18 protein-coding genes are annotated in these 23,305 nt (G+C 69.5%); 11 read left to right on the top strand and 7 right to left on the bottom strand.

Going from position 1 to position 23,305, the window contains the following annotated elements:
* Positions 1 to 49 precede the first annotated feature (49 nt).
* From MMA15_RS18845 to MMA15_RS18825, 5 genes are all read left to right on the top strand, one after another.
* Positions 50 to 1,237 carry an NAD(P)/FAD-dependent oxidoreductase gene (locus MMA15_RS18845; RefSeq protein WP_241061294.1) on the top strand — a complete coding sequence of 396 codons (1,188 nt, stop codon included), beginning with the start codon at positions 50 to 52 and terminating at the stop codon, positions 1,235 to 1,237.
* A 487-nt stretch (positions 1,238 to 1,724) separates the two neighbouring features.
* On the top strand, positions 1,725 to 4,358 hold the full coding sequence (locus MMA15_RS18840) for a sensor histidine kinase (RefSeq protein WP_241061292.1): 2,634 nt from the start codon (positions 1,725 to 1,727) through the stop codon (positions 4,356 to 4,358).
* A 37-nt stretch (positions 4,359 to 4,395) separates the two neighbouring features.
* Positions 4,396 to 4,821, top strand: coding sequence for a roadblock/LC7 domain-containing protein (locus MMA15_RS18835; protein WP_241061290.1), 426 nt, complete (start codon positions 4,396 to 4,398; stop codon positions 4,819 to 4,821).
* Entirely contained in the window at positions 4,822 to 5,211 is a 390-nt protein-coding gene (locus tag MMA15_RS18830; RefSeq protein WP_241061288.1) for a DUF742 domain-containing protein, read from the top strand.
* The gene (locus MMA15_RS18825; protein WP_241061286.1) at positions 5,192 to 5,785 is read left to right on the top strand and encodes a GTP-binding protein; all 594 of its coding nucleotides are present in this window, start codon (positions 5,192 to 5,194) and stop codon (positions 5,783 to 5,785) included. The genes MMA15_RS18830 and MMA15_RS18825 overlap by 20 nt, the downstream gene beginning before the upstream one ends.
* A 151-nt stretch (positions 5,786 to 5,936) precedes the next feature.
* On the opposite strand, the gene MMA15_RS18820 is transcribed toward MMA15_RS18825, so the two are convergent.
* From MMA15_RS18820 to MMA15_RS18790, 7 genes are all read right to left on the bottom strand, one after another.
* Entirely contained in the window at positions 5,937 to 7,055 is a 1,119-nt protein-coding gene (locus tag MMA15_RS18820) for an ABC transporter ATP-binding protein (RefSeq protein ID WP_241061284.1), read from the bottom strand.
* Positions 7,036 to 8,073, bottom strand: a complete 1,038-nt coding sequence (locus tag MMA15_RS18815) for an ABC transporter ATP-binding protein (protein ID WP_241061282.1) — start codon at positions 8,071 to 8,073, stop codon at positions 7,036 to 7,038. The genes MMA15_RS18820 and MMA15_RS18815 overlap by 20 nt, the downstream gene beginning before the upstream one ends.
* Positions 8,074 to 8,084: 11 nt before the next feature.
* Positions 8,085 to 9,134 carry an ABC transporter permease gene (locus MMA15_RS18810; protein ID WP_241061280.1) on the bottom strand — a complete coding sequence of 350 codons (1,050 nt, stop codon included), beginning with the start codon at positions 9,132 to 9,134 and terminating at the stop codon, positions 8,085 to 8,087.
* A gap of 70 nt (positions 9,135 to 9,204) precedes the next feature.
* A complete protein-coding gene (locus MMA15_RS18805; RefSeq protein WP_241061278.1) occupies positions 9,205 to 10,128 on the bottom strand; it encodes an ABC transporter permease in 924 nt (307 codons plus the stop codon).
* A gap of 14 nt (positions 10,129 to 10,142) precedes the next feature.
* Positions 10,143 to 11,783, bottom strand: a complete 1,641-nt coding sequence (locus MMA15_RS18800) for a peptide ABC transporter substrate-binding protein (RefSeq protein WP_241061276.1) — start codon at positions 11,781 to 11,783, stop codon at positions 10,143 to 10,145.
* 249 nt (positions 11,784 to 12,032) lie between these two features.
* Positions 12,033 to 13,904 (bottom strand): translational GTPase TypA, encoded by a 1,872-nt coding sequence (typA, locus tag MMA15_RS18795; RefSeq protein WP_241061274.1) that lies wholly within the window; start codon positions 13,902 to 13,904, stop codon positions 12,033 to 12,035.
* A gap of 199 nt (positions 13,905 to 14,103) precedes the next feature.
* Complete coding sequence (locus tag MMA15_RS18790) at positions 14,104 to 16,335, bottom strand: ABC transporter family substrate-binding protein (protein WP_241061272.1); 2,232 nt, start codon at positions 16,333 to 16,335, stop codon at positions 14,104 to 14,106.
* A gap of 408 nt (positions 16,336 to 16,743) precedes the next feature.
* Here MMA15_RS18790 and MMA15_RS18785 point away from each other — a divergent pair, with 408 nt between their 5' ends.
* The 6 genes from MMA15_RS18785 (at position 16,744) to MMA15_RS18760 (ending at position 22,897) form a co-directional block, all read left to right on the top strand.
* Positions 16,744 to 17,664, top strand: coding sequence for a bifunctional helix-turn-helix transcriptional regulator/GNAT family N-acetyltransferase (locus tag MMA15_RS18785; protein ID WP_241063288.1), 921 nt, complete (start codon positions 16,744 to 16,746; stop codon positions 17,662 to 17,664).
* Between the two features lie 131 nt (positions 17,665 to 17,795).
* On the top strand, positions 17,796 to 18,446 hold the full coding sequence (locus MMA15_RS18780; protein WP_241061270.1) for a GNAT family N-acetyltransferase: 651 nt from the start codon (positions 17,796 to 17,798) through the stop codon (positions 18,444 to 18,446).
* 222 nt (positions 18,447 to 18,668) lie between these two features.
* Positions 18,669 to 18,974 carry an Rv0250c family protein gene (locus tag MMA15_RS18775; protein WP_241061268.1) on the top strand — a complete coding sequence of 102 codons (306 nt, stop codon included), beginning with the start codon at positions 18,669 to 18,671 and terminating at the stop codon, positions 18,972 to 18,974.
* A gap of 225 nt (positions 18,975 to 19,199) precedes the next feature.
* On the top strand, positions 19,200 to 19,982 hold the full coding sequence (gene sdhC / locus MMA15_RS18770; protein ID WP_241061266.1) for a succinate dehydrogenase subunit SdhC: 783 nt from the start codon (positions 19,200 to 19,202) through the stop codon (positions 19,980 to 19,982).
* A gap of 30 nt (positions 19,983 to 20,012) precedes the next feature.
* The gene (locus tag MMA15_RS18765; protein ID WP_241061264.1) at positions 20,013 to 21,998 is read left to right on the top strand and encodes a fumarate reductase/succinate dehydrogenase flavoprotein subunit; all 1,986 of its coding nucleotides are present in this window, start codon (positions 20,013 to 20,015) and stop codon (positions 21,996 to 21,998) included.
* Positions 21,995 to 22,897, top strand: coding sequence for a succinate dehydrogenase/fumarate reductase iron-sulfur subunit (locus tag MMA15_RS18760; RefSeq protein WP_241061263.1), 903 nt, complete (start codon positions 21,995 to 21,997; stop codon positions 22,895 to 22,897). The genes MMA15_RS18765 and MMA15_RS18760 overlap by 4 nt, the downstream gene beginning before the upstream one ends.
* Positions 22,898 to 23,305 lie beyond the last annotated feature (408 nt).

Genomic DNA, 23,305 nt, shown 5'->3' with positions numbered 1-23,305 from the left:
CGAGCACCCTGAGACCCAGTGACCTCATCAACGTCTGCGAGATTCAGGCATGTTCGACGTCATCGTGGTGGGCGCCCGGTGCGCCGGATCACCCACGGCCATGTTGCTCGCGCGTGCCGGATACCGGGTGCTTCTGCTCGACAGAAGCGAACACGGTACCGACACGCTCTCCACCCATGTCATCCACCAGCCCGGAGTCGCCGCGCTCGGCCGCTGGGGACTCCTCGACCGGATACGCGCCACCGGCTGCCCGCCCATCGACAAGGTGCTCTACCAGGTGGCGGACATACGCCTCGAAGGGTGCAGCGGGGGCGTCGACGGCCACCATGCCGCTTACGCACCCCGCCGGTATCTCCTCGATCCCGTACTGGCCGACGCCGCCGCCGAAGCCGGCGTCGAGTACCGCTCCCGGTGCACGGTCACCGGGCTGCTGCGCGACGAGAACGGCCGCGTCCAGGGGGTGCGGGCGCGGCACGAGGGACGCGAATTCACCGAGCGCGCACGGCTGTTGATCGGAGCGGACGGGATGCGCTCCACGGTCGCCTCGCTGTGCGGCGCTCCGATCGTGCAGGAGACGCCTCGCCTGACCTGCGCCTACTACTCCTACTGGGACCACGAGTCCTCGCGGCTCGAACTCCACGAGAGACCCGGGGGCTGGGTCGCCGCGGTCCCGACCAACGACCGTACGACCCTCGTTCTCGCCTACTTTCCGCAGTCGTCCTTCGAGGACGTACGTGCCGACGCCGAGCGGTCCTATCTCGAACAGATACGTGTCACCGCCCCCGGCTTATACGAGGTGCTGCGGGGCAAGTCGCGTACCGAACGGCTGCGCGGCACCGGGCATCAGCGCAACTTCTTCCGCCAGGCGACGGGCCCGGGATGGGCGCTCGTCGGCGACGCCGGACACCACAAGGACTCCATCACCGCACGCGGAATCACCGATGCGTTCCTCCAGGCGGAGTGCCTGACGGGGCACGTCGAGGACGCGCTCGGAGAGGGTGGACAGCCGCGTCTGGACGAGGCATTGGCGGCCTACTCCGGCGACCGGGACAATCTGATGTCGGAGAGTTACAGTGCCGCGCTCTCGGCCGCCAGGCTGGAAATCCACCCGAAGCGGCTGTCGTTGCTGCGCGCGGTGCAGTCCGACCCCGGTCTCACATCGACCTACTTCGACATATTTGCCGGAATCCGGCCCGCCACCGCGCTGTACACACCCCAACTCCTCGCCCGGCTATAGACGGTACGGCGACGGGCCCGGCTACACGGAATCTTTTCGAACCGGCCGGTTTCCACACAGCGTCAGACCTCTGGTTCGCATCTGCGTGAGCGCTGCTTTCCGGGCTCGTCGCACAACTGATAGACATAGCCTGTGAACAGCAGAATCCCGGCGGCGGCCCGACTCGCCGCCCGGGCCGGCGTTCGTCGTCAACTCCCGCAATCACGTGGGGGGTTGACGAGGCTTCGCATTCGCCGTGGGCGCATCGCAACTGGTAGCGTTCCCGGCCATCTGCCGGGAAAGCCGCGTCAGCGAATGCAGTGATCAACTGGCACAACCGAGCCCACTCGGCGGAAACCCTCTTAAGCGCCACCATCGGTCCGCTGTCGCGAGGAAGAAGATGTCAGACGAACGCGACCGGCACAGAGTGCCGAAGACTGCACGTCGTCGCTCCCTGCGCATTGCGCTGGTTTCGCCCATTTTGATACCCGCGGTAGCACTCGCGGGAATGTGGGCCTACGCGGCGAGCGATTCCGTCGAAAGCGGGCTCGCCTTAAGGGCGGAGGCCAAGGCCGGTGCCTCGGCCGGGCAGTCCGTCCACTCCCTCGTGACCCGCCTTCAGGACGAGCGCCGTCTCACCGTCGCCTGGCAGAGCCACCGTACGGACAAGGCGCACCGGAGTCTCGAAGAGGCCCGATCGCGCACCGACGACGCGATCACGGCCTTCCAGTCGTCCGGCACGGATCTCGGCCGGGCCTCGGGCAGCGGCAAGGAACGCGCCCTGACGAAAGCCCTCGCCGAACTCACCCGTGAACGCAACCAGGTCGACTCACGGGCGGTCACCCGCAGTTCGGCCTACGGCTACTACACCGACACGACCGACGCAGGCATCGCCCTCCTCGCCGCGGTGCTCCACAGCGACGACGGCCGGCTCGCGCACAGCGCCGCCGCCGTGGCGTCCCTCACGCACATCGCCGAGCTGCTCTCCCGTGAGGACTCCCTGCTGGCCAGCGCCGGGCCCTCCGGCCATCTCAGCGCGGGCGTACGGCAGTCGTTCCTCGGCCACGTCGCCACCCAGCGGCAGCTCGCCAGGGTCATGGACACCGGCGACATCCCCGAGTCGGCAGCCCGCGACTACCGAAAGATCGCCGACACGCCCCAGTGGACCGTCCTCCAGCGCGTCGAGGACGCGGTCGCCGCCGACAAGAACCCGGTCGCCCGTAGCACCCCCGGCTCGACGCTGCCCAACACCCGGGTCACGCCGACGCGTTGGTCGCTGCCCGACCGCATCGACGAGTGGCGTCCGGCCGCCGACACCGTCGGCGAGGACCTGCGTGACGCCACGTCGGCCTCGCTCGACGGCCTGGCGGCCCAGGGCGCCGAACGGGCCGACGAGGCACTGCTCTCCGCCGGGGCGGGTTCCCTCGCCGTACTGGGCGTGCTCGGCCTGACGGGATTCCTGACCGTACGGTCCCCGCTCGCGCTCGTACGACGGCTCTCCCGGCTGCGCGACGGTACGGGCCAGTGGACCGAACGCGCCCTGCCGGAGCTGGTCGAGAGCTGCACCCGCGGCGAACGGGGCCACGCCGCCCCGGAGATGCCGCGCGCCGACGACGGCGACGACGAGCTGAGCCGTGTGATCGACGCGATACGCGGCCAGCAGCGGGCAGCCGTCGCGGAGTTGGAGACCATCGCGGAGGCCGTCGACGAGCGGTGGAAGGCCGCCGCGGAGACCAGCGAGCAGAAGGCACGCAAGCGCGAGGGCGCGGAGACCGTCGTCCTCGGTCTCCTCCGCCGCAACCAGTTGCTGATAAGCCAGCTCATCAGCCTCATCGACAGCCTGGAACGGCGCGAGCACGACCCCGAACTCCTCACCGACATCTTCAAGATCGACCACCTGGTCACCCGGCTCCGCCGGGACCTGGAGAACCAGTCGCTCATCGTCGGCGTCCAGCCGGGCCGCCGCTGGAGCAAGCCCGTCCCGGTCTTCCAGGTGCTGCGCAGTGCCGTCGCGGAGACCGTCGACTACACCCGTATCGAGGTGGAGACCGCACCGGAGTTCTCGCTCTCCGGCCGGGTCGTCGCTGACGTCGGCCACATCCTCGCCGCGCTCATCGAGAACGGCACCGCCTTCTCGCCCCCGCACACCAACGTCACCGTCAGGGCCGAGGAGGTCGCCGGCGGACGGCTGGCCGTCGAGGTCATCGACCGCGGTCTGGGAATGGACAGCGAGCAGTACGAGCACCTCAACCGGCTGCTCGCCGACCCGCCCGAGCCGGATGTGACGCGGCTGGGCGAGATCCCCCAACTCGGCCTGTTCGTCGTGGCACTTCTGGCCAACCGCATCGGCCTCGAGATCACCCTGAGCAAGTCCGCGTACGGCGGTACCAAGGCCGTCGTGCTCATCCCCAACGAGCTGCTCGAAGAAGCCCCGCCGATCATTCCGAAGCTCAGCGAGCCACCGCGTGAGCGGCCCGAGGCGCCCCCGGCCGAGCGGCCCGCCGTAGCGGAGGTGCAGGCGCCACCGGCCCTGGAGCACCGCGAACGGCCCATGCCCGAGCCCGAGTCGGCGCCCGCGCCGGTCTCCGCTCCCGCTGCCGCTGCGGCACCGGCTCCCGCCGTCGCGGCGCCCGCGCCCGCGGCCGCTTCCGTGGCCGCCGTACGGGACGTGCGGGACGTACAGGACACCGATGAGGACTGGCGGGACCCGGAGGAGGACCACGGCGGCTTCCCCGCCTACACGGGCGGAGGTCTGTTGACGCGTTCGAAGCCCCGCAGGGCCGTGGACACCCCCATGCAGTCCGTGTCGCTGCTGGCTCCCACCGGGGAACATGCGGCACCCGCGCCGGAGACCGCGGCGCCCCATCTCGACGAGGAACCCCCACAGCCTCCGGAGCCGGTGCAGAAACCCTTGACACTGCCCACGAGAAAGCCGGGCGAGAACCTCGCAGCACCACTGCGCCGCTCGCCCGGACAGTCACGAGCAGAAGAACGACCCCCCGCAGACGACACATCCCCGTGGCCCACCCCGGGCCGGGCAGGGGCGATAGCGGGCGCCGTGCAGCGGGCGAGCCGACAAGCCCGCACCGAGTCGACGGACGCACAGCGCGACGGTGCCTCCCCGGAGGATTCCCGACCTTGACCGAGGCACCGAGGTTTCCTGAGGAAGGACCAGAACATTGAACGAGCAGTCACCAGTCTACGAAAAGCTCAATTGGCTACTTGACGGCCTGCTGGATCGGGTTCCCGAGACGCTTCACGTCATTGTGCTGTCCCAGGACGGGCTGCTTCTCGCACGTTCCCGCGATGTCAGCAAGGACGACGCCGACCACATGTCGGCGCTCGCCTCCGGGCTGCACAGCCTTTCGCAGGGCGCTGCCCGCCGGTTTCACGGCGGAAGGGTCCGGCAGACCGTCATCGAGATGGAGAACGTCCTTCTCCTCATCACCGCGGGCGGCGACGGTTCACGTCTCGCCCTGCTGGCCTCGGAAAAGGTCGACGCGGGAATGGCCGCGTACGAGATGGCGAAAGTCGTCCAGCAGGTCGGCATGCACCTCGGCGCAGCACCCCGCCTCGAAGTCGCAGCCGGTGACCAGCCTCGATAAATGGGCACCCCGCATAGTCCGCAGTGGTTCGACAGAGAGGCCGGATTCACCACCCGGCCGTACGCGATCACGGGTGGGCGCACCTTACCCAGCCGCTCTGATCTCACGCTCATTACCCAGGTGGTCGGAAACGGTCTGCGTTCCGACCACGATGTGCGCATGGAGCAGCCGGAGTCGGCGGCCATCCTCGACCTGGTGAGGGAGCGTCCCCTGGCCGTCGTGGAAATCGCTTCGTATCTGGACCTGCCGGCCAGCGTGGTGAGGGTCCTGTGCGGGGACCTGGCCGACAGGTCGCTCATCCTGGTCAAGAAGCCAGGGCCGGAGAAGAACACCCCGGACGAACACGCTCGGGTTTTGCGTAAGGTGATCGATGGAATTCGAAAGCTCTGAACCGCGGCGTGCCCCGACGGCCATGCCGACGGCATTGAAGATTCTTGTCGCGGGCGGTTTCGGCGTAGGCAAGACGACCATGATCGGGTCGGTCAGCGAGATAGAACCGCTGAACACCGAGGAAGACATCACGGAGGCGAGCCTGGGGGTCGACGACCTCCAGGGAATTCCGGACAAGTCCACCACGACGGTCGCCATGGACTTCGGCCGCATCACGCTGGACGAGGACGCCGAGAACGTGCTGTACCTGTTCGGCATGCCGGGCCAGGAACGCTTCTGGTTCATGTGGGAGGACCTCGCCTCCGGAGCGCTCGGAGCGGTCATCCTCGCCGATTCAAGGCGGCTCTCCGACTGCTTCGCCTCCGTGGACTTCTTCGAGCAGTGCGGCATTCCGTTCGCGATCGGCGTCAACTGCTTCTACGGCGAATGCGACTTCACGGTCGAGCAGATAAGGGGCGCCCTGAGCCTGCGGAAGCCGGTGCCCATCGTGATGTGCGACGTGCGCCACCGGGAGCCGAGCAAGGAGGTGCTGCTGGCGCTGCTGGAGTCGGAGCAGACGAAGGTCGTCGCCTGACGGGGCGAGTTCGACTGCCAGGTCGGCTGCCCGGCCGGGAAGTCGCCGAGAGGACCGGCTGGCTGACGCCCTCCGGCCGTTTGACCGAGCAACTCGGCTGTCCGCCCGGCGAGTTGACGGTTTGACGCAGCAGACACCGCCGGCCCGGCCCTCACTCCGGTACGACCCGGGCCCTCTCCTCGGCGTAGTGGCAGGCCACCGGATGACGCGCGCCCCCTCCCGCGACGCCCCCGGGCCTCGTCCCCGCCTCCTCACGGACCCGCAGCAGCGGCTCCTCCCGTGCGCACCTCTCGTCCGCCTTCCAGCAGCGCGTACGGAACCGGCAGCCGGACGGCGGATTCGCCGGCGACGGCACATCGCCGTCCAGCACGATGCGGGCCCGCGCCGCCTCCGCCCCCGGATCCGGCACGGGCACCGCCGACAGCAGCGCCTGTGTGTACGGGTGCGTGGCGTGCTCGTAGATCTCGCTCTCCGTACCCGTCTCGACGAGCTTGCCCAGGTACATCACCCCGACCCGGTCGGAGATGTGCCGTACGACCGACAGATCGTGCGCGATGAAGATGTACGAGAGGTCGAACTCGTCCTGGAGACGCTCCATCAGATTGACCACCTGTGCCTGCACGGAGACGTCCAGCGCGGAGACCGGTTCGTCCGCGACGATGATCTCCGGCCGCAGCGCCAGCCCGCGTGCGATGCCGATGCGCTGCCGCTGGCCGCCGCTGAACTGGTGCGGATAGCGGTTGACGTACTCCGGGTTCAGCCCGACGACGTCCAGCAACTCCCGTACGCGGCGCCGCCGTTCGCCCTTCGGCGCCGCCTCGGGGTGGATGTCGAAGGGCTCTGCGACGATGTCGCCGACCGTCATGCGCGGATTCAGCGAGGTGTACGGGTCCTGGAAGACCATCTGGATGTTGCGGCGCAGGGACTTCAGCGCACGGCCCCTCAGCCGCGTCATGTCCTCGCCCTTGTAGCGGATGCTGCCCGAGGTGGGTGCCTCCAGGCTCGTCACCAGCTTCGCCACCGTCGACTTGCCGCAGCCCGACTCCCCTACGATGCCGAGGGTCTCGCCGCGTCTCAGCTCGAACGAGACGCCGTCGACGGCCTTGACGGCGCCCACCTGCCGTTTGAGGACGATGCCCTGCGTGAGCGGGTAGTGCTTGACGAGGTCCCGTACCTCCAGGATCGTCTCGCCGGGCACACGGCCGCCGGACTCCTCCCGTTCGGCGGTCGCGGCAGGGCCCGCGGCACCGTCACTCGGCGCACTCGTCATCGAGCAGCTCCTTCCAGAAGTGGCAGGCACTCGTCCTTCCCGGCCCGGCCTCGTGGAGCGGCGGCTCGTCCGTACGGCAGACGGCACGCGCGGCGGGACAGCGCGGATGGAAGCTGCACCCGGGCGGGACGCTCAGCAGGCTCGGCGGCAGCCCCTTGACGGCGTTGAGCTGCCGCCCCTTCTGGTCGAGCCTGGGGATCGAGTCGAGCAGGCCCCTGGTGTACGGATGCGCGGGCGCCCGGTAGAGGTCGGCCACGGGCGCGGTCTCCACGATGCGGCCCGCGTACATCACGGCGATCCGGTCGGCGACGTCGGCGACGACGCCCAGGTCGTGGGTGATCAGGATGAGGCCCATCCGGTACTCGCTCTGCAACTCCGCGAGCAGGTCCATCACTTGGGCCTGCACGGTGACGTCGAGCGCGGTGGTCGGCTCGTCCGCGATGATCAGCTCGGGCTCCAGGGCGAGCGCCATGGCGATCATGATGCGCTGGCGCATTCCGCCGCTGAACTGGTGCGGGTAGTCGCCCGCGCGTGCGCGTGCCGCGGGAATCCGTACCCGCTCCATCAGCTCCACGGCCCTGGCCCGTGCCTCCTTGCGCGAGGCGCCGCGGTGCACCTGGAACATCTCGCCGAGCTGGTCGCCGACGCTGAGCACGGGGTTCAGCGCGGACAGCGCGTCCTGGAAGATCATCGCCATCCGGGCGCCCCGCACGGCACGCCGCTCGTCCGCCGGCATCGGCAGCAGGTCCCGCCCGCCGAAGACGATCCGGCCGCTGGTGATCCGTCCGGGCGGGCTGTCGAGAATGCCCATCACGGCCTGCGCGGTGACGGACTTGCCGCATCCGGACTCGCCGAGCACGGCCAGCGTCTCACCGGCCGCGACGTCGAAGCTGACGCCGTCCACGGCGGTGGCCACACCGTCCCGGGTACGGAACTCCACGCTCAGATCCCGTACTCGGAGGAGCTGCGAACCGTCCTCCCCGGGGCGCGGCCCGCTCGCGGCCTGTGTCTGAGTCACGTACGCCTCCCTCAGCGCAGCTTGGGATCGAGGGCGTCGCGCACCGCGTCGCCGAGCATGATGAACGCCAGTACGGTCAGGCTCAGCGCGGCGGCCGGATAGAGCAGGATGTGCGGCGCGTTGCGGAACTGCATCCCCTGCGACGCGTCGGAGATGTCCGCGCCCCACGAGACGGTCGGCGGCTGTAGCCCGACTCCCAGATAGCTGAGGGTCGCCTCGAGGGCGATGTACGTGCCGAGGGCGATCGTCGCCGTCACGATCACGGGCGCGACCGCGTTGGGAAGGATGTGGCGCACCAGCGTCCGTGCGTTGCCGGCGCCGAGGGCACGCGCGGCCAGTACGTAGTCGTTCTGCTTGGCCGCGATGACGGAGCCGCGTGCGATGCGTGCGATCTGCGGCCAGCCCAGCAGCATGATGAACGCGACGACCGTCCACACGGACCGGCTGCCCGTCATCGACAGGAAGACCAGCCCGCCGAGCATCATCGGGATGCCGAAGAAGACGTCGGTGAGGCGTGAGATCAGGGCGTCCCACCAGCCGCCGAAGAAGCCCGCGAGACCGCCGAGGACGCTGCCCGCCACCGCGACGCCGAGGGTGGCGCAGACGCCGACTGTCACCGATGTGCGGGCGCCGTAGACCACCCGCGTATAGACGTCGCAGCCCTGGGTGTCGTAACCGAACCAGTGGCCTGGCGAGGCCGGGTCGAGGGACTTGTCGAGGCTGCAGGAGAGGGGGTTGCGGCTAGCGATCAGTCCGGGCCATACGGAGATCAGCACGAGGAAGGCGATCAGCAGCGCGGAGACGACGAACACGGGGTTGCGGCGCAGGTCGTGCCAGGCGTCCGACCAGAGGCTACGGGCGCGCTCCCCCGGTGCGGGCTCCTGCGGCGCGCTGGGAGGCGCAGCGGGACTCGTGGCCGGGCCCGCAGCTCGATCCCCGGCCGTGCCGGGGGAGAAACCGGCGACACCGGCACCCGCGCCGGCACCTGCGCCGGCACCCGCGCCCGCCGCCGGGCCCGTGTCCGCCGGCCCCGGTGTGCTCTCCGGGACGCGCTCAACCATCCGTCACCTCCTGCCTGTCGGCGTCCATTGCGGGTGCGGGCTCGCGGTACTGCCCGCGGCGCCGTCGACTTCACGCATAGCGGATCCTCGGGTCGAGCACGGCGTAGAGGAGGTCGACGAGCAGATTCGCGAGCAGGAAGACGATCACGAGGATCGTGACGAACCCGACGACGGTGGGCGAGTTCTGCCGCACGATGCCCTGCCACAACTGGAAGCCGACTCCCTGGATGTTGAAGATCCGCTCGGTGACCAGGGCGCCCGCCATCAGATTGCCGACGTCCGTGCCGAGGAAGGTGACGACGGGGATCAGCGAGTTGCGCAGCAGGTGGCGCACGTTGACGCGGGCACGCGGCAGCCCCTTCGCCAGCGCGGTCCGCACGTAGTCGGCGCGCACGTTCTCACTGATCGACGCACGGGTGAGCCGGGTGACGTAGGCCAGTGACAGCAGCGCCAACACCAGTCCGGGCAGCAGCAGTTGGCCGACGGGTGCCTCGGGTGACACGGCCGGGGCGATCCAGCCCCACTTCACGCCCAGCAGATACTGCGCGAGCGTCCCGGTGACGAACGTCGGAACCGAGATCACCACGAGGGTGAGCATCAGCACCGAACTGTCCAGTGGACGCCCGCGCTTGAGCCCGGTGACGACGCCGAGGGCGATCCCGATGCAGATCTCGATGACGAGCGCGATCAGCGCGAGCCGCAGCGTCACGGGAAAGGCCCTGCTCATCAGCTCGGTTACGGGCTGCCCGTTGAAGGCGTTGCCGAAGTCGCCGGTGAAGATGTCGCCGAGGTACAGCACGTACTGCATCCACAGCGGCTTGTCGAGGTTGAACTGGGCCCGCAGTTGGGCGGCGGTCGCCGGGTCGGGGGCCCGGTCGCCGAACATGGCGTTGACCGGGTCGCCGACCGCGTACACCATCACGAAGATCAGGAACGTCGTCCCGAGGAACACCGGGACCATCTGGAGCAGTCGTCTGATGACGTAGCGCCCCATTCTGCTTCACTCTCTCACTTGACTCTGATGTCGGTGAACACCGGTACGGAGAAGGGATTGAGCCGCACGTCGCTCACCCGCTGCGAATATCCCGCGTTGCCGTCCTGGTACCAGAGGGGAACGGCGGGAAGGTCGTCGAGCACGATCGACTCGGCCTTCTGGAATTTCGCCACGGCTTCTGCTTCGCCTGCCGCGTTCGCCTCGTCGATGAGCTTGTCCACGCGCTTGTCGGAGTAGCCGGCGTCGTTGGAGGAGGCGCCGGTGTAGTACAGCGGCTGCATGAAGTTCTGGATCAGCGGATAGTCCATCTGCCAGCCCGTGCGGAACATGCTCTTGAGCTTCTTCCCGGCGATGTCCTTACGGAATTCACCGAACGTCGGCACGGGATTGACGCTGCACGCACCGTTCTTGTCGAGCGTCTTGTTGATGCTGTTGCACACGGCGTCCATCCACTGCCGGTGCGAGCCGGTGTCGACGTTGGAGGTGAGCGTGACCTTTCCGCCGGGCAGTCCGCCCGCGTCCTCGATCAGCTTCTTCGCCTCCTTCGGGTCGTACTTGCACACGTCGCCGCACATGTCGGGCTCGAAGCCCCCGGCCTTCGACAGCACGGGCGAGGTCAGATCGCCGGCCGGTCTGCGGGTGCCGTGGTAGATCTTCTCGGTCACCTCCTTGCGGTTGATCGCCATCGACAGTCCGCGCCTGACCTGCTTGGCCTTCTCGCTCTTCCACTCCTTCCGGTACAGCGGGAAGGAGAGCGTCTGGAGAATTCCTGCGGGCTGGTTGATGTACCGGCCGCCCAGATCGCGCTTGGCGTTCTTGAGCTGGCCGGCGGGCAGTTCGTCGAAAACGTCGAGGTTCCCGGCCTGTAGATCGGTGTAGCCGGTGTTCTGGTCCGTGTAGACCTTCAGCTCGACGCCCTTGTTCTTCGGCTTGTCGGGACCGGCGTACTCCTTGTTCACCGAAAGCCTCATCGACTGGCCCTTGGTGTAGGAGTCGATCTTGTACGGGCCGTTACCCACGGGCTTCTTGAGCCAGCCCTCGTGGTCGGTGAAGAACTTCTCCGGCAGCGGCGAGAAGGCCGCGTAGCCGAGAGTGTCGGGCCACTGGGAGAACTTCTGATTGAGCTTCACCTTGAAGGAGTTTCGGCCCGTGACCTTGAGCCCGGACATCTTCTTCGCCTTCGGCTTCGCGCTCTCGTTCTCCGGGTGCACGTCCTCGTAGCCGTCGATGTACTCGAAGAAGTACGAGCTCACCTGCCTGTTGGTGACGAGCGCACCGTAATTCCAGGCGTCGACGAAGGACTTGGCGGTGACGGGAGTGCCGTCGGAGAACTTCCAGCCTTTCTTCAGGGTGATGTCGAAGTTCTGCTGGTCGTCGGTCTCGATCGACTTCGCTACGGCGTTCTCCGCCTTCCCCGTACGCGGGTTGTAGCGCTTGAGGCCGCGGAACGCCATCTCCAGGACCTTGCCGCCCTGCACCTCGTTGGTGTTCGCGGGTTCGAGGGGGTTCTGCGGGTCGGTCCAGAAGGCCCTTACGATTCCGGCGTCCGAACCGGCGGCGGCACCGCCGCCCGCTCCGCCACCGCACCCCGCAGCCGCCAGGGTGACCACCGTCGCACAGCCGAATGCCCACGTGACACGCGTGGCTCCACGCATGGGGTGCCTCCCTCGGTACCGCCGACGTCCTGCCTTGCGGACCAGATAACACCCTTCGCGGGGTTCCCTCTCGCTGCCCTGGCGCCGCTACGCCCGCGATTCGCGCACAAACCCCCGTTCGCCACGGCCCGACTCCCGGCCGCACATGGGGAGTTCACGTAACGGAAAGCGGCGGCCCCCCTTGCGCCCGGCCGGGTGACCGGGGAGCGAGGAGGACCGCCGCAGCAGAGATTCAGGGCCGGGCGCGACTCAGCGCTTGGCTCGTGCCGCCGCCCGTCCGCGTGCCTTCTGGTCCAGCTCCGTCTTGCGGATGCGAACCGTCTCGGGCGTGACCTCGATGCACTCGTCCTCGCGGCAGAACTCCAGCGCCTGCTCCAGGGAGAGCTTCCGCGGCGGCACCAGGTTCTCCGTCGTATCGGCCGCCGCCGCACGCATGTTGGTGAGCTTCTTCTCCTTGGTGATGTTGACGTCCATGTCGTCGGAACGGGAGTTCTCACCGACGATCATGCCTTCGTACACCTCGGTGCCCGGCTCGATGAAGATCGTCCCGCGCTCCTGGAGATTCATCATCGCGAACGGCGTCGCCGAGCCCGCCCTGTCCGCTACGAGCGAGCCGCTGCGCCTCGTACGAAGGTCGCCGAACCACGGCTCGTGCCCCTCGAAGAGGCTGTGCGCGATGCCCGTGCCCCTGGTCTCCGTCAGGAACTCCGTACGGAACCCGATGAGGCCGCGCGCCGGGACGATCCACTCCATCCGGATCCAGCCGGAGCCGTGGTTGGTCATCGTCTCCATGCGGCCCTTGCGCGTGGCCATGAGCTGTGTGATCGCGCCCATGTACTCCTCGGGGGCGTCGATCGTCATGCGCTCGACCGGCTCGTGCAGCTTGCCGTCGATCTGCCGCGTGACGACCTCGGGCTTGCCGACGGTCAGCTCGAAGCCCTCGCGGCGCATGGTCTCCACGAGGATGGCGAGGGCCAGTTCGCCCCGGCCCTGCACCTCCCAGGCGTCCGGGCGCTCGGTCGGGAGCACCCGCAGCGAGACGTTGCCGACCAGCTCGCGCTCCAGCCGGTCCCTCACCAGCCGTGCCGTCACCTTGTGGCCCTTGCCGCCCTTGCCGACCAGCGGCGAGGTGTTCGTACCGATCGTCATCGAGATCGCGGGCTCGTCGACGGTGATCAGCGGCAGCGCGACCGGGTTCTCCGGGTCGGCCAGCGTCTCGCCGATCATGATGTCGGGGATGCCGGCGACCGCGCAGATGTCCCCGGGCCCGGCGGCCTCGGCGGGCTTACGGGTCAGCGCGTCGGTCATCAGCAGCTCGGTGATGCGGACGTTCTGCTCGCTGCCGTCGCGCTTGAGCCAGGCGACCGACTGGCCCTTCTTCAGGGTGCCGTTCTTCACGCGCAGCAGCGCGATGCGGCCGAGGAAGTTGTCGGCGTCGAGGTTGGTGACGTGCGCCTGGAGCGGCGCGCCCTCCTCGTACGTCGGCGCCGGGACCGTGTCCAGCAGCGTGGTGAAGAACGGCTCCAGGCTGTCGCTGTCGGCGGGGACCGTACCGTCCTCGGGCTGGGTCAGCGAGGCGACGCCGTCCCGCGCGCACGCGTAGACGATGGGGAACTCGATCTGCTCCTCGTCGGCGTCGAGGTCGAGGAAGAGGTCGTAGGTGTCGTCGACGACGGCTGAGATGCGGGCGTCGGTGCGGTCGGTCTTGTTGATGCACAGAATGACCGGGAGCCGCGCCTCCAGGGCCTTGCGCAGTACGAAACGGGTCTGCGGCAGCGGCCCTTCCGAGGCGTCCACCAGCAGCACCACCGCGTCCACCATGGACAGGCCGCGCTCCACCTCGCCGCCGAAGTCGGCGTGGCCGGGGGTGTCGATGATGTTGATGACGACGGACTCCCCGCCGCCCTTGGGGTGGTATTTGACCGCGGTGTTCTTGGCGAGAATGGTGATGCCCTTCTCGCGCTCCAGGTCGCTGGAGTCCATCACCCGGTCGTCGACCGACTCCAACTGGTGCGCTGCGAACGCCCCGGCCTGCTTGAGCATGGCGTCGACGAGGGTGGTCTTCCCGTGGTCGACGTGGGCGACGATGGCGACATTGCGGATGTCATGGCGCGTGGGCATGGCTGACTGACGCTTCTCCCGGATCGTGGTGGGGCACGGTACGCAACTGCTCCTCGCGCGCCCTGCCGGGCTGGATCTCGCCGCGGCACCGTCAACCATGGTAAGGCCCGGCCACCCCGCCGGCGGATTCCGCCCTGTGGGGTGGCCGGGCCCCGGCCCGCTCCACAGCGGGCCGGGGGGCTCCGCCGCGGGCCGCCCGCTACTTCTCGAAGCCGATGTCCTGGTAGCGCGGCGTCTGGAAGCCGAAGGCCCCCGCGTTGGCGACCTTCTCCCCGGCCGCCACGAGCTGCGGACGCTGATACAGCGGCACCGAACCCGCTGCCGCCCAGATACGGGCGTCGGCCCGCTTGATGAGGTCGTTGCGTGCCCCGTCGTCCAGCTCCCTCGACGCCTCCTCGAAGAGCTGGTCGATCTGGTTGGTGCCGACGCGGGTGTAGTTCTGCTCGACGAGCAGCGAACCGTCCGCCGCCGCGGCCGGTTTGGCGAAGATCGGCCGGGCGTCGGTCGCGGGGTAGGCCGTGCCGGGCCAGGAGTAGATGGCCAGGTCGTATTCGCCCGTGGCGATGTGCTTTTCGAAGTAGTCCTCGTCGGGCACCTGCTTGATCCTCGTGCGTACGCCGATGCGGTCCAGCGCCTTGGCGATGCGGCCGCCCGTCGACCTGACCGACTCCGAGCCGGGCCCCGAGGGCAGCACGAGCCGCAGCGTGAGCGGCTTTCCGGCCCTCGTGCGCTGCGCCTTCGAGCCGCCGTCGGACAGCAGCCGCGTCCGGTCCTCGGTCGTACGGGTGGCGGCGTCCCGGTGTGCCGCGCGGGCCTTGTGCCTCTCGGGAGAGAGCGTCAGCGGCCGGCCGGGTAGCTGGGCGGCCTCGCCGATGCTGAGGGGTGCGACGGCCGGTACGGGCCCGGGGGCGGCGGCGCCGCCGTGGGCGCCGCTCTGGTGGGCGCTGCTGCCGCGGTCGCCACTGTCGCCGCCGTCGCCGTGCTTGCCGTGTTTCTCGCGCTCGTCGTGCTTGCGCTCGTCGTGCTTGCGCTCGTGCTTGCCGTCGCCGTCGGACTTCGCGTTCTTGTCGTTCCTGTCGCTCTTCTCCGAACCCGGCTTCCCGTGCTCGCCCTTCTTCGCGTCCGCGCCCGCCGACGGCTCCGAGCGGGCGCCGCCGCCCTTCCAGCCCGCCTCGGCGAGCAGCGACTGGGCCGACTCGACGTCCTGGTCGCCGAGGGCGTCGCTGTTGTCCGCGTATCCGTCCTGGTCGATCATCCGCAGATGGCTGCCGAGCGTCTTGACGGGCAGCCCAGTACCGCGCAGAGCGTGCTTGGCGATGGCCTCGCGGTCGATGGCGCGGGCCACGGCCCTGCGTACGCGCTCGTCGGCCAGCGGACCCTCCGACCCGTTGAGCGCGAGCTGTGTGTACGCGGGCTCGAAGGCGTGCCGTACCGCGATGTGGCGCAGCATGCCGTCCTTCTTCGCCTGCTTGCGCAGCTCCGCCTGGGACCTGCGGGAGTGCTCGCCGTGCTTCGCGCTCTTGGCGTCCTCGTCCCCGCCCTTGTGGGCGCGCACGATGCTGCGCACGGTCGTCACGTCCACCTCGGCGAGATCGAGCCTCCCCTGCTTCAGCGCCTCCTTGCGCTGATCGCGGGGCACCACGCGCAGCACGATCCGCTTCAGCCTCGCCTTGTCGCCCCACCACTTCCTGTCCCGTACGAGCCTGACCGTGTCGTCGCCCCGGTGGATCCGCTCCACCCGGAACGGCCCGGCGGAGACGGGGAGCGAGCGGCGGGCGGCGTGCTTGAAGTCGTCGGGGCGGCTCATCACGCTCTTCGGGTAGAGGGGCGTGAACAGCGACTTCCAGTCGGCGTACGGCTTGCGGAAGACGACCTTCACCTCGTGGGCGTTCGCCCCACGCGTCACCTTCCCGATCCGGTCGTAGCCCGCGTTGCGTGCGGCGCCGAACGACTTCCGCTTGCCGCTGAGCGCCTTCCACTGGGCCTTGAAGTCGGCCGCGCCGATGCGGCGTCCGCTGCTCCACTTCGCCTTCGGGTTGAGCTTGTAGACGACGGTCTGGCGCGGCTCGCGCTCGGTGACGTCGGCGGCCTGGAGATAGTCCGGGTTGAGCTGCGGACGTGCGGCCGCGTCGAGCGTGAAGAGGCCGGGAAGCGTGGCTCCGGTGATGCGCTCGGTCGACGGGTCCGCCCCCGGCTGGAAGGCGTTGAGCGTGGTGGGGACGGCGTCGACCGCCCAGCGCAGCGTGCCTCCCGAGGCGACCTGCTCGCGGTCGAGGTGCGGCACGTCCCGCGAGGCGCCGCTGCCGCCTCCTTCGGAGCTTGGGCCACCGCCGTCGCCAGACGTGCATCCGGCGAGGGGGATCAGTGCGCCGGCCAGGAGGAGTGCCAGTGAACGCCGGGTGGCTGCGTCGAGAGCTTGCGCGGCTTGCATGTCTGAACCTCCGGGGCTGACGGGGTCCGACTGTGCGTACACGCGGCTCGGTGCCTGCGTGGGCACGTTCGGCGGCATAGGCGTTTCATCACATCTATCGCCCACTGAAGGGGAGGCCGTGTGCCGTGACCCGGAGGCTCGGCCGGGTCGTGCGGCATCCCACCCGTGCGGAGCAGGAGTTCGGACGGGCCGGAAGAAGCGTGCGCGGGACGTGGCCGGCGGGGGCCGGGAGCGGGAGTCGCCGGACGGGAGACAAACTCGGCGCCGGGGCAATATCTTTGACTCAGTCAAAGAAAGGGAGGGTGTCCCATGGCTGCACGGACTGCTCGGACTCGTGACGGCTCCCGGCCCCGCACCCCCGGCAAGACCCGTACGGGGACGGGGACCGGCGCCGAGACCGTGCAGGAGATGCGGGCGTTCAACCGCTTCTACACGAACCTCATCGGCGCGCTCGACTACAGCCGCCACCTCCACACCCCGTACACCCTCACCGAGGCCCGGGTGCTCTACGAGCTGGTGCACGCGCCGCGCACGGACTCCGCGGATCTGCGCGCCGCGCTCTCCGTCGACGCCGGTCAGCTCAGCCGGATGCTCGCCCGCTTCGAGGAGCGCGGACTCGTAAGCCGCAGGCCGTCGGCGCGGGACGCCCGCCGCGTCGAAGTCACCCTGACCGCCGACGGCCGGGAGGCCGCGGGGCTGCTGGAGGAACGAGCGCAGACCGCGGTCGAGTCGCTGCTGGAGGGCATGGCGGAGGCGGAGCGGGAACGGCTGGCGGAGAGCCTGCGTACGGCCCGTCGAATCCTGGAGGGAGGCGCGGACGCCGCGGACTCCCGGGGCGGCACCGCGGCCCGCGTACGGATCAGGGCTCCCCGACCCGGCGACATGGGCTGGATCATCGAGCGCAACGCCTCGGTGTACGCCGAGGAGTTCGGCTGGGACGAGACCTATGAGGCGCTGGTCGCACGCATCGTCGCGGAGTTCGCCGGGGAGCACGATCCCGTACGCGAGGCGGCCTGGATCGCGGAGCTGGACGGGCGCCGGGCGGGCTGCGTGATGTGCGTGGCCGACGCCGCCGAGGACACCGCACGGCTGAGGCTGCTGCTCGTGGACCCGGCCGCGCGGGGCCACGGGCTCGGGGACCGGCTGGTCGCAGAGTGCGTCACGTTCGCACGTGCCGCCGGGTACCGGGAGCTGGTGCTGTGGACCAACGACGTACTGGCGGCGGCGAGGCGCATCTACCAGCGGGCGGGCTTCGAACTCGTCGGCGAGGACCGGCACCGCAGCTTCGGCCACGAACTGACGGGACAGGACTGGCGGTTGGCGCTCTGACACCGCCCGAACCGGGGCGGCGGCGCCGGCCGCGCGCCGCCCGCCCGCTCGCTCCCGCACGGCCTCGCGCCCGGCCCGTACCCGGCCGAAAACTCTTCGACGCCCCGTCCCCGCTGCGGCAGCCTCCTCCCATGACTCCCTCCTGCTGGCCGCTCTACGGCCTGAGCGTCACGACGCCACGGCTCGAACTGCGCCTGCCCGGCCTGCCGTTGCTGGAGGAGCTGGCAGCCGTGGCGGCCGCGGGCGTGCACGAGCCCGGAGAGATGCCCTTCTCCTTCCCCTGGACCGAAGGCTCCCCCGAGCAGCGCGCTCGCGCCGTCTTCCAGCATGTGCTCGGCACGGTCGCCGGGTGGCGGCCCGAGAACTGGACGCTGAGCCTGGCCGTCGTCCACGACGGCCGGGTGGTCGGACGGCAGGACCTGACCGCCCGCGACTTCGCCGTCACCCGCGAGGCGCAGAGCGGCTCCTGGCTCGGCCTCGCGCACCAGAACCAGGGCATCGGCACGGAGATGCGCGCGGCCTTGGCACACCTGGCCTTCGAGGGGCTCGGGGCGCGTGCCCTGACCTCCGGCGCCATGACGGACAACGCGCGCTCTCTCGCCGTCTCAAGGAAACTCGGCTACGGCGAGGACGGCCTGGAGACGGTCGCGGTACGCGGACGGGCGCGTACCGTACGGCGGCTGCGACTGGACCGCGCCACGTGGGAGCGGCGGCGCACGGTACCTGTCGAAATCAGCGGACTTCGGCCCTGTCTGGAGCTGTTCGGCGCGCGGCTCCCCTGATGGCGGCGGTGGTCCGCCCGTACGCACGCGTTTGTGGGCCGGAGGCAGGCACCCGTACCCGTGCGGGTGAGCGGGCAGGGCGAGCATGACCCGCTAGGGGTAAACCCGTGCAGCGCCCTTCACAACAGGGAGTGTGAAGAGCGACACTCGCCATCTCACTTGGGCACGCAAGCCGCTCATGTACACAAGCCAGCCGCCAAGACCAGCGGAGGTAGGCACGTCATGTCACCTCACACGTCACTGCACGACGACCTGACGGCGGCCCAGCGCTGCCTCGACGAACTCACGCGTACCGTCGACCGACTGGAGCGCACCCTCGGCAGCGGCCTGGAGGTCAGGCGCGTACGCAGCGACGCGGAGCATCTGCGGGAGTCGCTGTCCCTGCTGCGAGCGGCCTCGCCCGCCGCCGGTGCGCCGGGACCGGCGCACCCCGAGATGGTGACGATCCCCGACAAGCCCTACGACCACGGCCTGTGGTCGGACGTCGATGACGAGGGGGTGGGCGCCAAGGACCGGCACGCGCCGTGAGCCCAGCGCCCCCGAGCTGAGCCGGACCGGCGGCGGCCACAGCCACCGGCAGCGACCGACGGCCACCACCGCGGTCGTGGAGCCCGGTCCGGCAGCTCAAGAGGCAGCCTCAACTGACAAGTCGCCCATACCGGAGAAACCGTTGGCCACTGGCACCCGACCCCAACCGAATACGAGCAGCACAGGAAGCACGAGCAGTCCGCGGCCGCCGGCGGCACAGGCGGCGTGCGTACAGGCACGCGTGCGGCCATCCCCGAGCGGCATCTGCGGACCGACCGCTGGTGGCTCGCGCCCGCGTCCACCGCGTTCGGCCTGTTCGTCTTCGTCGTGTACTCGACGTGGCGCGCGTTCGCGAACGCCGACTACTACCACGCGCCGTACGTCTCGCCCTTCTACTCCCCGTGCCTCGCCGAGAACTGCGAGCAGATGCAGGGCGGCCCCAACTGGGCGCTGTTCGGGGACTGGTGGCCGCTCTCCCCGGCGCTGATCATCCTGATCTTCCCGCTGGGCTTCCGGCTCACCTGCTACTACTACCGCAAGGCGTACTACCGCGGCTTCTGGGCCTCTCCCCCGGCCTGCGGGGTGGCCGAGCCCCACAAGAGCTACAGCGGCGAGACGAAGCTGCCGCTGATCCTTCAGAACATCCACCGCTACTTCTTCTACGCGGCCGTCGGCGTTGCGCTCATCCTCACCTGGGACACCCTCCTGGGCTTCCGCAACTCCGACTACGAGTGGGGCCACATGGGCCTCGGCAGCCTGGTCTTCCTCGTCAACATCGTGCTGATCTGGGCGTACACCATCTCGTGCCACTCCTGCCGGCACATCGTCGGCGGGCGGCTCAAGCACTTCTCGAAGCATCCGGTGCGGTACCGCATGTGGGGCCTGGTAGGAAAGCTCAACAGCCGTCACATGGAGCTGGCGTGGGCGTCGCTTCTGAGCGTCGGCCTCGCCGACTTCTACGTGTACCTGCTGGCGACCGGTGCGTTCACCGATCCGCAGCTTTTCTGACCGAGCTTCTTCGAGAGGGATGCACCACAAATGACGCAAGTCGAACGCCAGCAGTGGGATGTCGTCATCGTCGGAGCGGGCGGTGCGGGTCTGCGGGCAGCGATCGAGGCACGCGAACAGGGTCTGCGCACGGCGGTGATCTGCAAGTCGCTGTTCGGCAAGGCCCACACGGTGATGGCCGAGGGCGGCATCGCGGCGAGCATGGGCAACGCCAACCCCGGTGACAACTGGGAGGTCCACTTCCGCGACACCATGCGCGGCGGCAAGTTCCTCAACCACTGGCGCATGGCCGAACTGCACGCCAAGGAGGCCCCGGACCGGGTCTGGGAGCTGGAGACCTGGGGCGCGCTCTTCGACCGCACGAAGGACGGCAAGATCTCCCAGCGCAACTTCGGCGGTCACGAGTACCCGCGGCTCGCGCACGTCGGCGACCGTACGGGCCTGGAGCTGATCCGTACGCTCCAGCAGAAGACCGTCGCGCTCCAGCAGGAGGACTTCAAGGAGACCGGGGACTACGAGTCCCGGCTGAAGGTCTTCCAGGAGTGCACCGTCACACGCATCCTCAAGTCCCCCGTCGAGGGCGGCGCACCCGGTGAGGAGGCCGTCTCCGGCGTCTTCTGCTACGAGCGGGAGTCCGGCAGGTTCTTCGTCATCGAGGCGCCCTCGGTCGTACTCGCCACGGGAGGCATCGGCAAGTCCTTCAAGGTGACGTCGAACTCGTGGGAGTACACGGGCGACGGGCACGCGCTGGCGCTGCTGGCCGGGGCCTCGCTGATCAACATGGAGTTCGTCCAGTTCCACCCCACGGGGATGGTCTGGCCGCCGTCGGTGAAGGGCATCCTCGTCACCGAGTCGGTGCGCGGCGACGGCGGTGTCCTGCGCAACTCCGAGGGCAAGCGGTTCATGTTCGACTACATCCCGGACGTCTTCAAGGAGAAGTACGCCGAGTCCGAACACGAGGCCGACGGCTGGTACGAGGACCCGGAGAACAACCGGCGGCCTCCCGAGCTGCTGCCGCGCGACGAGGTCGCCCGCGCCATCAACTCCGAGGTCAAGGCGGGCCGTGGATCACCGCACGGCGGTGTCTTCCTCGACGTCTCCACGCGGATGTCGCCCGAGGTGATCAGGCGCCGGCTGCCGTCCATGCACCACCAGTTCAAGGAGCTGGCGGACGTGGACATCACAAGCGAGGCCATGGAGGTCGGCCCGACCTGCCACTACGTGATGGGCGGCGTCGACGTCGACCCGGACACGGCGGCGGCCATCGGCGTCACGGGCCTGTACGCGGCGGGCGAGGTCGCCGGCGGCATGCACGGCTCGAACCGGCTCGGCGGCAACTCCCTGTCCGACCTGCTGGTCTTCGGGCGCCGCGCGGGGCTGCACGCCGCGCAGTACGCCTCGTCGCTCAAGGACGGGGGACGGCCGTCCGTGAGCGAGGAGCAGATCGAGCAGGCCGAGGCTGAGGCACTGCGCCCGTTCAGCGCCGCCGAGGTGCCCGACGGCGAGCCCGCCGAGAACCCGTACACGATCCACCAGAACCTCCAGCAGTCCATGAACGACCTCGTCGGCATCATCCGCCGCGACGAGGAGATGACCCAGGCGCTGGAGCGGCTCGCCGAGCTGCGCGTACGGGCCACGTACGCGGGCGTCGAGGGGCACCGCCAGTTCAACCCGGGCTGGCACCTCGCGATCGACCTTCGCAACATGCTGCTGGTCAGCGAGTGCGTGGCGCGCGCCGCGCTGACCCGTACCGAGTCGCGCGGCGGTCACACGCGCGACGACTATCCGGAGATGGACCGCCAATGGCGGCGCTCGAACCTCGTCTGCACGCTCGCCGACGAGCCCGTCTCGCTCGACGCCTCCGGCCAGCCCGGCGAGGCCGCGAAGCGCGCCGACCGCGGACGCATCGAGCTGAACCGCCGTGACATGCCGCCGATCCGCCCGGATCTGCTGGAGCTCTTCGAGAAGGAGGAGCTGATCAAGTACCTGACGGACGAGGAGCTGACGACCGAATGAGCGCCGAGACGCACGCGGGCGAGGGCACGGGTGAGCACACGCGCCCCCGCGCGCAGGACGCGCAGAGCACCGCCGAGGGCACCGGTACGCCGGGAGCCGTCAGCGGCGGCGCCCCGGACACGGGCGGTACGAGCTACATCGCCGACTTCCGGGTCTGGCGGGGCGACACCGAGGGCGGCGGCCTGGAGGACTTCAAGGTCGAGGTCTTCGAGGGCGAGGTCGTGCTCGACATCGTCCACCGGCTCCAGGCCACGCAGGCCCCGGACCTCGCGGTCCGCTGGAACTGCAAGGCGGGCAAGTGCGGTTCGTGCAGCGCGGAGATCAACGGACGGCCGCGGCTGCTGTGCATGACGCGGATGTCCGTCTTCGAGCGCTCGGAGACGATCACGATCACGCCGCTGCGGGCGAACCCGGTCGTGCGGGACCTGGTCACGGACGTGTCGTACAACTACACCAAGGCGCGGGAGATCCCGGCCTTCGTGCCGCCGCCGGACCTGGGGCCCGGCGAGTACCGGATGCAGCAGGAGGACGTCGGGCGCTCGCAGGAGTTCCGCAAGTGCATCGAGTGCTTCCTGTGCCAGAACGTCTGCCATGTGGTGCGTGACCACGAGGAGAACAAGCAGGCCTTCGCCGGTCCGCGCTTCCTGATGCGGCAGGCGGAGCTGGACATGCATCCGCTGGACGCCGCCGAGGAGACCGGCCTGGACCGCAAGGCCAGCGCCCAGGAGGAACACGGGCTGGGCTACTGCAACATCACCAAGTGCTGCACGGAGGTCTGCCCGGAGGGCATCAAGATCACCGACAATGCGCTGATCCCGCTCAAGGAGCGTGCCGTCGACCGGAAGTACGACCCGCTCGTCTGGCTCGGCAACAAGATCCGGCGGCGTAACGGGGCCTGAGCCCCGGGCCGGGACGCGGGCCTGGGCATGACCGGGCCTGAACCTGGGCCTGGCCAGGGGCCCGGCCGGGCCATGCGGCTCGGCCCCCCGTGGCGTCCCGGGACGCCCGGCCGGATATGAAGTCCGTCACGGGGGCGTGCGACCGCGCGCCCCCGTGACGGCTCTTCCCGACCGGCGACCCCGCCCCGCGGTTTTCCTCCGCATCCCGCTCCATCCGGCCGTATTACGCGGTTTCGCGGGCTAAGCCCGGCTTGCCCTCGTGGCTTGCCGGGCGTCATTGGCCCTACCAACGGCATCCCCGTACAACCGCTCGCGCCGGCGCCGCGCTGGCTACGCTGCTGGGGTCCGGACGCACCGGGACCGCCGCCGACGGGACGAGCGGCCCGCCCCGGCACCCTCGTCCGGGGC

This window comes from Streptomyces marispadix (assembly GCF_022524345.1).
GTDB lineage: Bacteria > Actinomycetota > Actinomycetes > Streptomycetales > Streptomycetaceae > Streptomyces > Streptomyces marispadix.
This window is presented reverse-complemented; position numbering and strand designations above follow the sequence as displayed.